Consider the following 15,260-nt stretch of genomic DNA (forward strand, 5'->3'; position numbering starts at 1 on the left):
AACTGGACAGCAGCGTGTTGTACTTCTCCTTTGAGGACGGTGACGGCGAGGCAGTCATCAGAGTCCGCCGCGGCGATGTGGGGCGGCTTCGGGCCGTTCTCGCGACTGTCTCAGCGGTCGACGGAGCTCCGATCGGGCTCTCGGTTCGCGGCGTCAGCGGCACGGTCCGAGCCTGTGAGGAAAAGTATATACGGCGTCCGGAGGTACGAATTAAGGAGAGAAACGTCGCGTTCGCCGGGGCTGAACGGCTCGCCGTCGCCCGGAACGACCGGGTTGACGTCGACCTCCCGGACGGCCGCGTGGGCGCGACAGCACTCGATATTCGCGACAACTAACAATGCAGGGACAATCGCAGCAGCAGGCGTACGACCGGGGGATCACGATCTTCTCCCCGGACGGCCGTCTGTACCAGGTCGAGTACGCGAGAGAGGCGGTCAAACGAGGCACGGCGTCTATCGGGATCCGAACCGATGACGGCGTCGTGTTGGTAGTCGACAAGCGCATCCGCTCGCCGCTCATGGAGCGGACGAGCGTCGAGAAGATCCACAAAGCCGACGATCACATCGGCATCGCGAGCGCCGGCCACGTCGCCGACGCCCGCCAGCTTATCGACTTTGCGCGCCGGCAGGCGCAGGTCAATCAGCTCCGGTACGAGGAGCCGATCGGCGTCGAGACGCTGACGAAGGCCGTTACCGACCACATCCAGCAGTACACGCAGGTCGGCGGCGCGCGCCCCTTCGGCGTCGCGTTGATCATCGGCGGCATTGAGGACGGCGAGCCCCGACTCTACGAGACGGACCCCTCGGGGACGCCCTACGAGTGGCAGGCGCTCGCAGTCGGCGCCGACCGCGGCGATATCGAGGATTACCTCGAGGAGCACTACACCGACGACCTCGACATCGACGGCGGTATCGGCCTCGCCATGGAGGCGCTCGCCTCCGTCAACGAGGACGAACTCACCTCCGAGGGGATCGGCCTCGCCACGGTGTCCGTCGAGGACGGCTTCGAGAAGGTTCCCGACGAGAAGATCGAGGCGCAACTTGAGGAGCACGGCTTGCTGGCTGACGAGGACGAAGACGAGGAGTAACCGCGCCGGTCCCGTTTGGGAACACCTTTTGTCTCCCCCCGCGTATCGACACGCATGATATCACTTGACGAGGCTGTCACGGCCAGACTCGAGTCCCACGGCCAGCGCTTCGAGGTGCTTGTCGACCCCGACGCCGCCCTCGAGATCAGGCGCGAGGAGTTCGACGACGACCTCGAGGACGTTATCGCCGCCGAGGACGTCTTCGAGGACGCCTCCTCCGGCGACCGGCCACCGGAGACATCACTCGAAGAGGTTTTCGAGACGACCGATCCCCTCGAGATCATCCCCGAGGTCATCCGCCGCGGCGAGATCCAGATCACGGCCGAGCAGCGCCGCGAGATGCAGGAGCGAAAACACAACCAACTCGTCAACAAGATCGCCCGCAACGCCGTCAACCCACAGATGGACGACGCCCCCCATCCGCCCGAGCGGATCGAACGCGCCTTGGAGGAGGCCGGATTCAAGATTGATCCGATGGAACCGGTCGAGAACCAAGTCGACGACGCCTTGGACGCCCTCCGGCCGGTCATCCCGATCCGGTTCGACGAGATCGTGATGGCGGTGCAAGTACCGGCGGACTACGCCGGCAGCGCGCAGGCGCAGATCCGCCAGTTCGGCGACCTCGAGAGCGAAGAGTGGCAGTCGGACGGCTCGTGGGTCGGCGTGCTCCGGTTCCCGGCGGGTCTCCAGAACGACTTCTACGACGTGGTCAACGAGCACACGAGCGGCGAGGCCGAAACCAGAATGATCAAGGACGAAGACGAGATCGGAACGCGGTAGCGCGCCCGAAGCACCGCTGTCGGTGGCTCGCATGGGGGATTTTTATACTGGCCCGCCGAGAGTCGACGGACACCATGCGAGCAGTCACTATCGGCGACCACGGCGGACCCGAGGCACTGCGCGTCGAAGAAATCGATCAACCCGAACCGGACGAGGGCGAACTCCTCGTTGAGGTCGGCGCCGCAGGGATTAATCCGGTCGACACGTACTTTCGAGACGGCTCTTATAAGCCCGTGAGCCTGCCGTTTACCCCGGGCGTTGACATCGCCGGGACGGTCGTTGCGGCCGGCGAGGGCGTCGACTCGTTCTCGGTCGACGACCGCGTTTACGGGACCGGAATCGGCAACGGAGAGCATCAAGGCGCCTACGCCGAGTACGCCACCGTCCCGACTGATCGGGTCGTCGAACTCCCCGACAACGCCGAAATGACACAGGCCGGCGCGGCAGGGGTCGTCGCCTGCACCGCCTGGCGGGCGCTGGTCGACCACGCGAACCTCGATCCTGCCGAGTACTGCCTCGTCCACGGGGGGTCGGGCGGCGTCGGCCACGTCGCCGTCCAGATCGCCGCCGCCGTCCGGGCGCAGTGTCTCACCACCGCCGCACCGACGTATCACGACGAGATCGGGGCCCTCGGGGCCGAAACAGTCCTCGATTACGGCCGTGAGGATCTCGCTGAGGCCGTTATCGACGCCTCCGACGGCGGCGTCGATGTGGTCCTCGATCACCGCCTCGACGACTACCTCCAGTTCGATGCGGATGTCGCGGCGGCCGACGCCACCGTTGTCGGGATCGGCGAGAACGACCCCGCACCCGCTTTTTCAGCCGTCGCTGGCGGACGCGCGAAGGATGTCACCTACCAACTGATGAGCATGTTCAACACGCCCGACCTCCGGGTGCCGCTCCGTGGCGTCGCTCACCTGATGAACGTTGGGGCGCTCGAAGTCGAGGTCGCACGGAGCTACGACCTCGGGGAAGCGGCCAAGGCACAGCGCGACGTGATGACCGACAGCTTCCTCGGTAAACTCGTCATCGAGCCCTAATAACGACTGTCCGGTAGTCGTGACGTCCTTACTACCCCATATGTGAGCTGGTGTGTAGTTCCCAGCGGAGATTGGTGGTTCGTCTCGGCTGCCCACGCGGCGGAGGTTTATATATTATCTATCTCCCGATCAACCGGGATGATAGTCGTACACGCGACGTTTCCGCTTGATTCGGCAAAGCGTGAGGAGGCACTCGAACTGATCAAGGACCTCGTCGAACAGTCACAGGCGGAGGCGGGGACGATCGACTACCGGGCCGTGACGGATGTCTCGGAACCGAACGTGCTTCGATTCGTGGAGCGGTGCGAGGACACCGACGCGTTCGAGACTCACATCGAGACGGAGCACTTCCAGGCGTTTGAGGCGGCGCTTCCGGAGCTGCTCGCCGAGGACCCCGAGACCCTCCGGTTCGAGGTCGAGTCGGCGACCGAACTCGAACTCCGACAGGAAGCGTCGTACGGAGTACCGGCGAGCGTCCGGCCCACCGGTCGATATAAAAAGCGATCACTAACAATGGTGCGGACGAAAGCCCACGTATGACAGAACACACCGGGAGGGGGTGGTTCGAGGATGTCGACCCGGCTGATCTCGACGGGGCCCGCGACGCGATCGAACACGGATCCGCCGAGGGGCCGGGCGAGTGGCCCGCTCGGGCGGTCGAAGCCGACTTCGCCGACGACGAAGCCGACTACTACGACCTGCTTCACGACGCCACCATGTCGGCGACGCGGGACGCGGTCCGGGAGGCGGAGACCGCGGAGGACCGACAGCTCATCAGCAGCGTTCGGGCGATGGACGACTGCGAACGCGTCGCGAACGAACTCGCCGAACGGGTCGCCGAGTGGGCCGGACGCCAGCGCGAGGGCGCGGGGTCAGGCGTCGCATACGCGCGAACGCTGGCCGACGACGATGAGATTGCGGACCGCCGACTCGCCTCGCTCGCCGAACGGGTCACAGAGCTCGACGACGAGGCCGCGGCGCTTCGAAGCCACATCGAACGGACTGCCCCTGAGGTCGCGCCGAACCTCACGGGCCTGGGAGGTGCCGTACTCGCCGCCCGCTTGATCGCCCTCGCTGGCGGGCTAAAACAACTCGCCCGGAAGCCGGCCGGGACGGTGCAGGTCCTCGGCGCGGAGGAGGCGTTGTTCGCCCACCTACGGGGGCGGGCGCCGTCGCCGAAACACGGGATCATCTTCACCCACGAGGCGGTGAGCGGAACCCACCCCGAAAACCGGGGCTCGGCTGCGCGGGCGCTCGCGGGAAAGCTCTCGATCGCGGCAAGAATCGACCACTACGCGGGAGACCGGCGTCCCGAACTGGAGACCGAACTCCACGACCGGATCGAGCGCATCCAGGCGCGTGAGGTCGAATGAGCTCCGAACTCCCCAGCGGCGTCGAGCGGCGCTCCTTCGGCGGCGACGACGAGTGGCTTACGACCCGCGGGGAACCGGTGTACGACGAACCGACCGACGGCGAGTGGCGCCGCTGGGACGCCCGCCGATCGAAACTCGGGGCGATGTTCGAACGCGGAGCCGATCACGGCCTCGAGGGCGGCGAAACCGTACTGTACCTCGGCGCCGCAGCGGGGACGACCGTCAGCCACGTTGCGGACTTTGCCGGGCCCACCTACGCCGTCGAGTTCGCGGCCCGGCCAACCCGCGATCTGCTCGATGCCGCCGAGTCCCGCTCGAACCTCTTCCCGCTGTTGAAGGACGCGAGAGCGCCCGAAACGTACGCCCACGTTGTCGAACCGGTCGACGCGATTGTCCAAGACGTCGCGACCCGCGGGCAAGCGAACGTCGCATTAACGAACCGGCGGTTCCTCCGCGAGAACGGCCGCCTGCTGTTGGCGGTCAAGACGCGAAGTGAGGATGTCGTCCGGGACCCCGATGCCGTCCTCGAGGAGGTGTTGGAGACGCTCTCGGAGGGCTATGATGTCCTCGAAACGCACTCGCTGGAGCCGTTTCACGAGGACCACTTCGGGGTCATCGCGACGCCGCGGTGACAGGGCGGGGGGAACGCGGTGGCGTGACAGCTGACGCAACGGAACACACGCCCCCCGGGTGAGAAGCCCGATTGAACGGTGCTTCCGTCGGGTTCGGCCGCGGTCACATGGTATTTAACGGCGCACGCTGAATTGAACCACGATGGATCTGGGTTCGCGCGACGCGTTCGACCGGGCCGGAACGCTCGGCATCGAGGAGGAGTTCTTTATTGTCGACGCCGACGGACGCCCTACGTCGGGGATTGGAGAACTCGTCTACGGGAACGAACCACCCGAACTCCTTGAGGGCCGACTTGATCACGAGCTCTTCAAGTTCGTCATCGAGACGCAGACGCCGACGGTCGACTCGCTCGGGGCGGCTCGCGAGGCCCTCGGCGATGTCCGGAGTGCGCTCGTCGAGCACGCGAACCGACACGGGTTCGACATCGCAGCGGCCGGATTGCACCCGGCGGCGAAGTGGCGCGAACTCGAACACGCCGAGAAGCCGCGCTACCGCGAACAACTCGAGCGAATCCAGTACCCCCAACATCGGAACACAACCGCCGGCGTCCACGTCCACGTCGGCGTCGATGACGCCGACAAGGCTGTCTGGATCGCCAACGAACTCCGGTGGCATCTGCCGACCATGCTCGCGCTGTCGGCGAACTCTCCGTACTGGAACGGCTTCGACACAGGGTTGCAGTCGGCCAGAGCGAAGATCTTCGAGGCGCTCCCGAACACGGGGATGCCGACCGCCTTCGACGACTTCGAATCGTTTCAGGCCTTCGAGCGGACGATGGTAGAGACTAACTCCATAAACGACCGCGGCGAGTTGTGGTTCGATGTCCGGCCCCACTCCGAGCACGGCACCGTCGAGGTTCGGACGCCGGACGGGCAGGCCGACCCCGACCGGGTGATGGCGTTCGTCGAATACACCGAGGCGCTCGTCGAGGACCTCGGCGCGCGCTACGACGACGGCGAGGCGGCCAGCGAGTATCGCCGGGAGTTCCTCGACGAGAACAAGTGGCGCGCGCTCCGATACGGCCACGACGCCGAACTGCTCACTGCCGATTGGTCGGGGACGGTATCACTCGGAGAATTGGTCGACAGGGAACGGAGTCGCCTCGGCGTCTCCGGAATCGCCGACCTCTACGACAGCGAAAGCGGTGCCTCGGAGCAGCGTCGCCTCCGGGAGGAGGCGGGCCTCGACGCGCTCTGCGCGTCGCTGGTGTTAGGGTGAGTCGCCCGAGCGGTACCCGGCTACTCGCTACTCAAAAAAGAGCCCGTCGACGAGCGACGCGACGAGCGCCTCGTGAGCGTCGTCAAGTCTTGAGGGGCCGAGCCCGTCGAACGTTTCTTTTGCGACGATAGTAAAGGAGAGCAACCGAAAGAGGCCGACCAGCTCCTCGGGGTCGTCGATCCGGAACTCGTCATTGTCAGTCCACCGCTCGGCGTGGGGTTTGAACATCCGGAACTGTTCCTCGTAGTAGGCCTTGAGACCCGCCTCGCTCGCTTCGGTGTGGAGCGGCCGGATGTCTTCCTCGACGATGAGCCGGTAGTATAGGGGATTCGTCTCCAATTCCTTGAAAAAGTACTCGATCCCAGCCAGAACCTCGGAGCGCAGGTCGACTGCAGCCTCCAGAAGCTCCTCGAGTTCGTCGGCCATCCGGCTTTGCTCCCGGCCGAGGATCTTCAGGTACAGCGCCTCCTTCGAGTCGAAAAACTGATAGAAGGTGCTCGTCGCGATGTCGACCTCGTCAGTCAGGTCGCTGATCCGGGTTCGGTCGTGGCCGAACGCCGAGAACTGTTCGCGGCCGGTCTTAATCAGTCCCTCGCGAATCCGGTCGCGCTCGCTGTCGCTAAACCCTTTCATTTGCCTGATTTCCGGTTGTCCGAACGGTGAATGCCGGCGGCGGTATCGGGTGCGCAGTCGCGTTGGGGGCATTCCCTCGAATACATACAAAAACTCAAGAACAGAAAGTTTATGAATTTTTGGTTTTATATTATAGCCGATGGACGATGTCCCCGATGGTCCCGGAAGACGTACGGATTCTGATACAACTGCTAACCCCCGAGGGGGTGGTCGGGGCCCCGGGTCGCTCGGTGTCGTTGCTGTGGCACTTCTGTTGGTCACCTCGACAGGTGTCGGAGCTATTGCCCTCGTCCCGGGGACGGCGAGCGCCCAGACGGGCTTTTCCTCCGGCGACGTCGAGTTGGACGTGTTCGTCCCCGACGACACGTTCACCCCGGGGCAGACGAGCGAGCTGACGCTCCAAATCGCGAATGACGGCGAAATAAACGACGGAAGCTCGGCCGAATCGATGGAGATGACCACCACCGCCCGCAATGTCCGCGTCGAGGTTGACGAGCAGGACGCCCCGATTTCGGTCGAGACGGGCGAGAAATCGATCGGCAGCATCGGCACCGAGTCGCCAAGGAGCGTACCTATCGAGATCGACGTGCCCGAGAACGCCGAGGAAGGCGAGTACGAGATCGAGGTCGAACTCGAGTATCGACACACCTCTCGCGTCTTCGATAGGGGCGGAACCCAGGGTGACCGCTCGTACACCGTTACCCGCGAGGTCGACATCGTCATTGACGACGCACCCCGCTTCGACCTCACCGAAGTCGACACGACCGCGCAGGTCGCCGATTCGGGCCCGACGACGGCCGAGATCGAGAACGTCGGCGGCGAACCCGCCGAAGACCTGACCGTCAAGCTCACGTCGACGAGTCAACGGGTCAGTTTCGGCGGTAGCCCGAGCGAGACCGCTAGCGTCTCGTCACTCGCCCCCGGCGAGACCGCGATAATTGAGTACGACGTTCGATTCGGCCCGCGTGCCAGCGATCGGGCGTACCCGCTCGATGCGACTGTCACCTACGAGGATTTGGATGGCATCCCCGGCACGGACACCCAGCCGACGCTGGACGTGACGCCGATGGCCGAACAGACGTTCGAGATCACCGACACCGACTCGACACTCCGCGTCGGCGAGGACGGCGACCTCACCGGCACCGTCACCAACACCGGCCCGGTTGCCGTCAACAGCGTGGTCGTCCGGTACGCCGATGATTACCCGAACCTCGTCCCGATCCAACGCGACGTCGCCGTCGGGTCGCTTGCCCCCGGCGAGTCCGCGGAGTTCCGGCTCCCGATCGAGGTTACCCGTGAGGCTGACCCCGTCTCGAAATCGATCGCGATGGCGGTCACCTACCGCAACGACGAAAACGAGCTTTCCCAATACAACGATGTCGACGCCTTCACCGAGGTCAGCGAACGCCGAGATCAGTTCCTCGTCGACATTGAAGAGGACAGCATCGCCGCCGGGTCCGAGCGGTTGATAAATGTAACCGTGACGAACAACCTCGACGAGCCCGTCAGCGACGTTGAAGCCAAACTGTACACTGACAGCCCGATCGGCACCGGCGACGACGACGAGGCGTACGCCGAGTCCCTCGAACCGGGCGAGTCGACGACGGCCTTGTTCCGGGTCAGCGCCGACAGCGGCGCGGCACCGAGGACGTACTCGGTCGAGATGGACTTCAGATACGACGACGAGGAGGGCACGAGCAAGGTCTCGGAGACCTACCGGGCGGCCATCGACGTTACCGAAGCCGAGGGCGGCGGCATCCCGTGGCTCCTCGTCGGCGGCCTCGTCGTAATCGTCGCGGCCGGCGCCGGTGTGCTCTGGCGGCGGCGAGGATAAGTCGATGGACTTCGGCCAGTCGTTCGAGTCGGCTGTTGAGCGGGTCAACGAGATCATCCTAGACCGTCCGCTCGCGGTCATCGGCGTGTTCGTGCTCGTAACCGCCCTCCTCGCCGGCGGAATGCCGCTCATCACAACCGATTCGGAGGCGACGGACGCGTTCACAGAGGGGCTACCCGAGCAGGAGGCGCTGGACGCGGTCAACGACGAGTTCGGCGACCGTTTTGAGGATGATCAGGCGACGACGCAGTTGGTCCACGTCAGCGACAACGTCCTCGCAAAGACGGAACTGCGCCGCAGCCTCACGGCTTTAGATCGGACCAATCGCCGAGCCGCGCTCAGGTACGAACGGGCGGCCGGGCCGGCGGTAATTATCGCTAGAACGCTTGATCCGACCGCGACTACGCCCGAACAGCAACTGCGGACGGTCGAACGGGCTTCGGAACGAGATATTCGGGCTGCGATCCGTGAGTTGGCCGACGAGCCGCGGTTCCGAGCACTCCTATCGGACGATTTCAACGCCGCGTCGGCGTCGGCGTCGGCCTCAATCACCGTCGTCACACACGACGTGCCGAGCAGCAGCGGTGGCGGGCCGGATCAGGGTGGGGGGCAAATAGAGGAGATCCAGACGTCGATGCAGCCCGTCGTTGAGGGCACCGAGGGCGACATCCGGGTGTTCGGATCGGGCATCATAAGCGCCGAGAACGCGAACGTCATCGGCGATTCGCTGACGATCGTTATGCCGCTCGTGTTGTTCTTGATCCTCGTTTTCCTGATCGTCGCTTACCGTGACCCGATCGATCTGGTGTTGGGACTGATCGCGCTTACTGTGACGCTCGTATGGACGTTCGGGACCGTCGGCTACGCCGGCATCCCGTTCGACCAGAACATGATCGCCGTCCCGGTACTGTTGCTCGCGGTCGGGATCGACTTCGGTATCCACATCATCAACCGCTACCGGGAGGAACGGGTCAAGGGGGTCGCCCCCCGAGCAGCGATGAAAACGGCGAATAGACAGCTCATCGTCGCGTTCTTCATCGTGACCGTCACGACTGTCTTCGGATTCGGCGCGAACGTAATCAGCGATCTGGGACCGATAAGTAACTTCGGGTTGGTCGCTGCCATCGGGATCAGCTACACCTTCTTCATCTTCGGCATCCTCCTGCCGGCGTTGAAGATCGTCGCCGACAGGTTGCGGGACCGCCTTTCGCTTCCCGAGTTCGGGTCGGCTCCGATATCCTCGGAGGAGTCGAAGTTCGGTCAACTGCTGGCGGTCGGCGCGACGGTCTCTCGGGTCGCGCCAGCGGCGTTCGTCGTCCTCACGCTCGTGATCGGCGGCGGCGCGGCGGCGTACGGTCAAGACGTCGATCGGTCCTTCGACACCGACGACTTCCTGCCCCCCGAGGAGATTCCGGTGTACATCGACGTTCTCCCCGAACCGCTCGCACCGAGTGAGTACACCGCGACGAAAAACCTCAATTTGATCGAGGATCGCTTTGAGAGGAGTCAGAGAGACACAGCCACAATATACCTCGTAGGCCCCTTCGAGGATAACAGCGCCCTCGAGTCCATCTACAAGACGAACCGGGACCCACCCGATTCCTTTATCGAGGAGAACCGCCGGGCCGAATCGACGAGCATCATCACGGTCATTCAGAACCGCGCAGAGCGGGATCCTGAGTTCGCCGCCCTCGTCGAGCGCAACGACCGGAACGACAACGGTGTCCCCGATCGGAACCTCGATCGAATCTACGACGAGCTCGAAACCGATGGCAGTGAGCGGGCCAACGAGTTCCTCACGTCGGATCACCGGGCCGCGAAGATCGAATACGACGTCGAAGCCGACGCCGGCCAGGCCGACGTCTCGGCCGATGCCCGGTCGTTCGCCGAGGAGTTCCGCTACACCGCGACGGCGACCGGAGGCGTGGTCGTGTTCAACGCGGTCTCCGATCTGATATTCTCGTCGGCGATCCAGAGCCTCGTCACCGCGGTCATACTCACGAGCGTGTTCCTCGTCATCGTCTACGGGGCCCTAGAGCGTCGGCCCCTGCTCGGTCTCGTCAACGTCTTTCCGATCCTCGTCACGATCGCGTTGCTGTTGGCGACAATGCGGGCGATCGGCCTCCCGCTGAACGCCCTGACCGCGACGCTGCTTTCGATCACGGTCGGGGTCGGGGTCGCCTATACCGTACACATCACCCACCGGTTCGTCGACGAGTACAACGAAAGCGGCGAGACCTACGGATCACTCGTGACGACGCTCAGCGGGACCGGCGGGGCGTTGACCGGCAGCATGCTCACGACCTCGATCGGGACGGGCGCGCTCGCGTTGGCCATCACCCCCATCCTCGGAAACTTCGGGCTGTTGATGGCTGTGAGCGTGTTCTTTTCGTACGTCTCCTCGATCCTTGTGTTGCCGCCGACGCTTCTGCTGTGGGGTCGGCACGCGCCGGATATGTCCGAATGAGTCCGGCGATCATCGCCCGTCTCGACGGCTCGCATCGGTTCGGCCCCGGTCGGCCGGCCACGCTTTGGTGAGGCCCTTCCGTTGTCTCGGCTTCGGTCGGCCAGCGTCACAGCGTTTATCTATTGGTACGCCATGTGTCCGGCTGAACACAACACATGTCTACGGATGATTCTCCCGAGGACAGTCCCGATGCGTCCGACGACGACTCCGAGGGCGTGCGCAACCGGCTGGAACAGGAGGCCGGACGAGCGGCCGAGGGGTTCGACGACGGCATCGTGGATCTGCTCTCATGGGTGCTCGACACCGAGACTCGGGCCCGCATCTACGTTTATCTCAGGCAGCATCCGGCCAGTACGAGCGAGGAAGTCGCCGATGGGACGGGCCTGTATCCGAGTACCGTCCGAGAGTCGCTTGCGGAGCTCAACGATGAGAGCAAAGTCGAGCGGCGAAAGCGTGACTCGGACGGGGCGGGCAACAATCCCTACGAGTACACCGCGATGGCGCCGAGCGAACTCGTCGGCAGCGTCGTTGAGGACGTTCAAGACGAGCTGAACACCGTATTCAATCTCGATTGTCATCTCGGCGTCGGGGGCTCCGGTGATGACGAACCCGTCACGATCACCGTCGATGACCACGACAGCGACGGCGAACCCGGTGCTGGCGTCGAATCCGGTAGCGATATCGAATCAGAATCCGACGGCGAGGAGCCGGACGACGCCTGACGCGACTCGGCACCGAAGCCACTAAACGGTGGCCGCACCTTCCGGCGGATATGGACGTCGTACTGGGTGGGACGTTCGATCCGGTACACGACGGTCACCGGGCGCTCTTCGAGCGCGCGTTCGAACTCGGGGACGTGACCGTCGGCCTGACCGACGACAATCTCGCCCCGGAGACGCGGAGTGTCGACCGGTGCGTCCGTTCCTTCAAGGAGCGAAAGGCAGACCTCGAGTTGGAACTCCGATCGTTCGCCGAGAAGCACGGCCGCGAGTTCGAGATCCGGGAGTTGACCGAACCCACAGGCGTCGCGACCGAGCCGGGGTTCGACGTCCTCGTGGTCTCCCCGGAGACGAAAGACGGCGGCGAAGCGGTCAACGGGGTCAGAGAACAAAACGGGTTGCCGCCGCTCGAAATCGAGGTCGTCGAGCACCGCTACGCGGAGGACGGCGAGGTGATCTCCTCGACCCGGATCGTCGCCGGCGAGATCGACGAGCACGGCAACCTCACCCCGGATGCCGACGGTCGGTCACCGATTCAAAAGTAACCGGCGTCGTTCCGTGGACCGAGGCATCCGGCCGTTTTTTTACCTCCGGTGTCGCAGAGGGTCATAATGCCCGACCGGACGGACGTCTGCGTGTTGATTCCGACACTCGACGAAGCCGCCACTGTCGGTGAGGTCGTTTCGGGCTTTCGGGACGCTGGTTTCGATGATGTCTTCGTCATCGACGGCGGCTCCGAGGATGGCACTCGGGCGGTCGCCGAAGACCACGGCGCCCGCGTCCGAACCCAGTCAGGGGCCGGTAAGGGTCAGGCCGTCCGAGAAGCTCTCAACTACATCGAGAAGCCCTACGTGCTGATGGCCGACGGCGACGGCACCTACCGCCCCGAGGATGCCGACGCGATGCTCGAACCGCTGTTCGACGGTCGCGCTGATCACGTCATTGGCGACCGATTCGCCGACATGGACCCGGGCGCGATGACCAAGCTCAACCGCGTCGGCAACCGCCTTATCAACCGACTGTTCGCTGCGGTCCACGGCCGGGCCCTCCGAGATATCCTTTCGGGATACCGGGCGTTCACGCGCGAGTCGATCGAGCGGTTCCGCCTCGAGGCCGACGGCTTCGGGATCGAGACTGAACTCGCCGCCGAGTGCGTCCGCCAAGGCGTCGACACCCACGTCGTCCCGATCCGGTATCTCGCCCGCCCGGACAGTTCCGAGACGAATCTCCGGCCACTGGCGGATGGCGGCCGCATCGTTCTGACGCTCTACACGCTCGCCAAGACCAACAACCCGATCTTTTATTTCGGCAGCGCTTCGGCGCTCGGGACGCTCGCAGGGCTATCGGTTGCAGGGTTCGTCGCCTACCGATACTTTATCGTGGGCGTTTCACACGAGGTGTTGGCGCTGCTGGCAGCGTTTCTGGTTCTGCTGTCGGTGCAACTGTTGATGTTTGGCTTTCTGACTGACGTGTTGGTTTCGGTGAGCCGCGAACAGACGCGTCAACTGGACGAAATCGCCGACCGACTCCGCGAAATCGAGGATTAAAAGGGTAATAGCGACCGGAGCCGGCCGACAAAACTGTCATTCCCGCGCTCGCGACGCGCTTCGAAGACAGGGTGAAGGGCGTTCATGAACTCCTGTCGGGTCTCGAATCGCGACTGTGGGAGGTCCCCCAGCGCGTCCGAGAGCCGTATCTCGTTGCCCGTCGCGTCGTAGGGGACGCTCGGATCACCGACGGTTTCGAGCAACGCTTCCTCGGTCATCGGGAAGGTTACGTCAGCCCGCTCAAGATGCTCATCGAGAGCCGCGATGCCGAAGGCGATGATCTCCGGAGCGTCGTCGTCGCTTTGCTGTGGTGGCCGAACTCCCATTGCGAACGTGTACGCGCCACAACCACCTAAATACCCCCGACTCGGTGGCGAGAAATTGTGCTCCGTCCCAGCCGGCCCCCCAACCGGCGGTGAACAGACATATTCGGATCGGCCACCACGGAACGACCATGACAGAGTACACGACGGTTTCGATCCCAAAGGATCTCTCCGAGCGCGTCGAGGAGACGATAGAGGGGACGAGTTTCTCCTCGACTAGCGACCTAGTCCGGTTTTTGCTCCGGAGCATCGTCATCCAGCATCAAAAAGAGGGCTCGCTCAGCGAGGCGGAGTTCGACGAGATCACCGACCAGCTCCGTGACCTCGGCTACTTGGAGTGACAGGTCGGATCGGACGATCACGCTACACCAACTGCCACGGACACGGTGGCCCGTGGCGTGTCAGTGTATTCGCTGGGGATGTCGGGTTGGAGCGATCGGGCGCATAGTATCCCCGAACGCCGTTTACTCCGGATGTCCGATTTCGCCGTCAGGTGGTTCGACATCGACAATGTCGATCGGCTGTCCCGACCCGGATCGGTCGAAAGCGGCCACGCCCTCGACGTCGTACGGCGGCGCAGCGACGAAAACGACCTCGTGAAGATCATCGCGCTTCGTCAGCGCGAGCCTCCCGTCGGGGTGGGAGATAAACCGCCCGGCGGCTCCCGGCGTCGAGAGATCCATCCCGAACACCGCCTGGACTGAGCCCCCTGTGTCCGGGAGATACATGTCGGTGAACACGGCCTGATCCGCGGGGAGGGACGCATCGAGTTCGCCCGCGGGCGTCACGGCGAGCGAGACGGTCACGGCGGTCGGGTCTCGGTCCGCCGCGAGTTCGACTAGGGCGGTCAGGAGCGCCCGCGTAATGTAAGCCACAGGGGGTGTTTGTCGGGGGTAAACAAAGTCCGTCCGGAACCGGCGGGGACGTACCCTGCGATCCGGGCCGCGTCAGGCCAGCCGATCGACCACCGTCTCGGCGTCGACGACGAGGTTGTAAGCGCCCTCATCATCGTTCCAGAGAACGAGCACGTTCTCGAAGCGGAGCAGCGATCCATAGGGTGCCGTCTCAAGGGGATCATTAAGCGCCGACCGCTCCGTCAGAACGGCGTAGTGATCGACCGCCTCCGAGCCGTCGCTGATCTTAAATAGCGGGTGTCCCTCATCGGCGAGATCCGGCGACAACTTCAGCGCCACGATGTCGATGCGTTCGGTGACGTGACGTTCGGTTTCGGCCATCTTTGCCACCCGATCCGGATCGGGTTCGTATTCGATCGCCTGTCGGCCATCGGCCCGCAACAGGAGATACGCGAACTGGACCGCGGACTTCGTGTACCGACCGTCATCGGCCTCCGAAGGGTTCGCCGATGAGTCCGGGGCAGCACTTTCGAGCCGCCGTTGGAACGACGGCACCTCGATATCGGGCTTTCGGGCGAAGCTCCACCCATGGTCCCCGGGCGACTCGCCGGGCCACAGCCGGATTGTCGGCGCATAGACTGCTAGCTCCTCGTTGTGGGCGAGGAGGTCGCGCTCTATTTCGCGGAGGCGGGTCGCCGTCCGCTCCTCGGCCGGCGAGAGCGCGAGGACAGTCCCGCCGGATGCCAGCGAGT

The 15,260-nt window shown here is 64.2% G+C and carries 17 protein-coding genes and 1 pseudogene; 14 read left to right on the forward strand and 4 right to left on the reverse strand.

All coding sequences use genetic code 11. The annotated features are described in order from the left end of the window. The 8 genes from ACI944_RS04710 to ACI944_RS04745 form a co-directional block, all read left to right on the forward strand. The coding region (locus ACI944_RS04710; RefSeq protein ID WP_411717910.1) for an Rpp14/Pop5 family protein at positions 1-335 on the forward strand (335 nt) is incomplete at its 5' end. A gap of 2 nt (positions 336-337) precedes the next feature. Continuing rightward, positions 338-1,087, forward strand: coding sequence for an archaeal proteasome endopeptidase complex subunit alpha (psmA, locus tag ACI944_RS04715; protein ID WP_411717911.1), 750 nt, complete (start codon positions 338-340; stop codon positions 1,085-1,087). A gap of 54 nt (positions 1,088-1,141) precedes the next feature. After that, entirely contained in the window at positions 1,142-1,867 is a 726-nt protein-coding gene (locus tag ACI944_RS04720; RefSeq protein ID WP_411717912.1) for a ribosome assembly factor SBDS, read from the forward strand. 74 nt (positions 1,868-1,941) lie between these two features. Then, positions 1,942-2,907 (forward strand): NADPH:quinone reductase, encoded by a 966-nt coding sequence (locus ACI944_RS04725; RefSeq protein ID WP_411717913.1) that lies wholly within the window; start codon positions 1,942-1,944, stop codon positions 2,905-2,907. A 138-nt stretch (positions 2,908-3,045) separates the two neighbouring features. Further along, complete coding sequence (locus ACI944_RS04730; protein WP_411717914.1) at positions 3,046-3,447, forward strand: putative quinol monooxygenase; 402 nt, start codon at positions 3,046-3,048, stop codon at positions 3,445-3,447. Then, entirely contained in the window at positions 3,444-4,280 is an 837-nt protein-coding gene (locus ACI944_RS04735) for an NOP5/NOP56 family protein (RefSeq protein WP_411717915.1), read from the forward strand. The genes ACI944_RS04730 and ACI944_RS04735 overlap by 4 nt, the downstream gene beginning before the upstream one ends. Beyond that, positions 4,277-4,912, forward strand: a complete 636-nt coding sequence (locus tag ACI944_RS04740) for a fibrillarin-like rRNA/tRNA 2'-O-methyltransferase (RefSeq protein ID WP_411717916.1) — start codon at positions 4,277-4,279, stop codon at positions 4,910-4,912. The genes ACI944_RS04735 and ACI944_RS04740 overlap by 4 nt, the downstream gene beginning before the upstream one ends. 142 nt (positions 4,913-5,054) lie before the next feature. Further along, on the forward strand, positions 5,055-6,131 hold the full coding sequence (locus ACI944_RS04745) for a glutamate--cysteine ligase (RefSeq protein WP_411717917.1): 1,077 nt from the start codon (positions 5,055-5,057) through the stop codon (positions 6,129-6,131). A 27-nt stretch (positions 6,132-6,158) separates the two neighbouring features. Here ACI944_RS04745 and ACI944_RS04750 read toward each other — a convergent pair whose 3' ends face one another. Next, complete coding sequence (locus tag ACI944_RS04750; protein WP_411717918.1) at positions 6,159-6,764, reverse strand: TetR/AcrR family transcriptional regulator; 606 nt, start codon at positions 6,762-6,764, stop codon at positions 6,159-6,161. Positions 6,765-7,005: 241 nt separating this feature from the next. On the opposite strand from ACI944_RS04750, the gene ACI944_RS04755 reads away from it, so the two are divergent. The 5 genes from ACI944_RS04755 to aglJ all read left to right on the forward strand — a co-directional run bounded on the left by ACI944_RS04755 (position 7,006) and on the right by aglJ (position 13,331). Continuing rightward, on the forward strand, positions 7,006-8,598 hold the full coding sequence (locus ACI944_RS04755) for an exo-alpha-sialidase (RefSeq protein ID WP_411717919.1): 1,593 nt from the start codon (positions 7,006-7,008) through the stop codon (positions 8,596-8,598). Between the two features lie 4 nt (positions 8,599-8,602). Further along, positions 8,603-11,065 carry an efflux RND transporter permease subunit gene (locus ACI944_RS04760; RefSeq protein WP_411717920.1) on the forward strand — a complete coding sequence of 821 codons (2,463 nt, stop codon included), beginning with the start codon at positions 8,603-8,605 and terminating at the stop codon, positions 11,063-11,065. Between the two features lie 155 nt (positions 11,066-11,220). Then, positions 11,221-11,787 (forward strand): ArsR family transcriptional regulator, encoded by a 567-nt coding sequence (locus ACI944_RS04765; RefSeq protein WP_411717921.1) that lies wholly within the window; start codon positions 11,221-11,223, stop codon positions 11,785-11,787. 50 nt (positions 11,788-11,837) lie between these two features. After that, a complete protein-coding gene (locus ACI944_RS04770; RefSeq protein ID WP_411717922.1) occupies positions 11,838-12,329 on the forward strand; it encodes a phosphopantetheine adenylyltransferase in 492 nt (163 codons plus the stop codon). A 66-nt stretch (positions 12,330-12,395) separates the two neighbouring features. After that, positions 12,396-13,331: an S-layer glycoprotein N-glycosyltransferase AglJ gene (aglJ, locus tag ACI944_RS04775; RefSeq protein ID WP_411717923.1), complete on the forward strand. Its 936-nt coding sequence runs from the start codon at positions 12,396-12,398 to the stop codon at positions 13,329-13,331. Here aglJ and ACI944_RS04780 read toward each other — a convergent pair. Then, positions 13,328-13,657: a hypothetical protein gene (locus ACI944_RS04780; RefSeq protein WP_411717924.1), complete on the reverse strand. Its 330-nt coding sequence runs from the start codon at positions 13,655-13,657 to the stop codon at positions 13,328-13,330. The two genes, aglJ and ACI944_RS04780, sit on opposite strands and share 4 nt — an antisense overlap. 128 nt (positions 13,658-13,785) lie before the next feature. Here ACI944_RS04780 and ACI944_RS04785 point away from each other — a divergent pair, with 128 nt between their 5' ends. Continuing rightward, positions 13,786-13,995, forward strand: coding sequence for a ribbon-helix-helix domain-containing protein (locus ACI944_RS04785; RefSeq protein WP_411717925.1), 210 nt, complete (start codon positions 13,786-13,788; stop codon positions 13,993-13,995). Positions 13,996-14,118: 123 nt separating this feature from the next. On the opposite strand, the gene ACI944_RS04790 is transcribed toward ACI944_RS04785, so the two are convergent. Then, on the reverse strand, positions 14,119-14,529 hold the full coding sequence (locus tag ACI944_RS04790) for a hypothetical protein (protein ID WP_411717926.1): 411 nt from the start codon (positions 14,527-14,529) through the stop codon (positions 14,119-14,121). 72 nt (positions 14,530-14,601) lie between these two features. After that, positions 14,602-15,260: pseudogene (locus tag ACI944_RS04795) on the reverse strand (SAM-dependent methyltransferase); the annotation flags it as partial.

The organism is Natronomonas sp. (assembly GCF_046710025.1).
In the GTDB taxonomy this organism is placed as follows: Archaea; Halobacteriota; Halobacteria; order Halobacteriales; family Haloarculaceae; genus Natronomonas.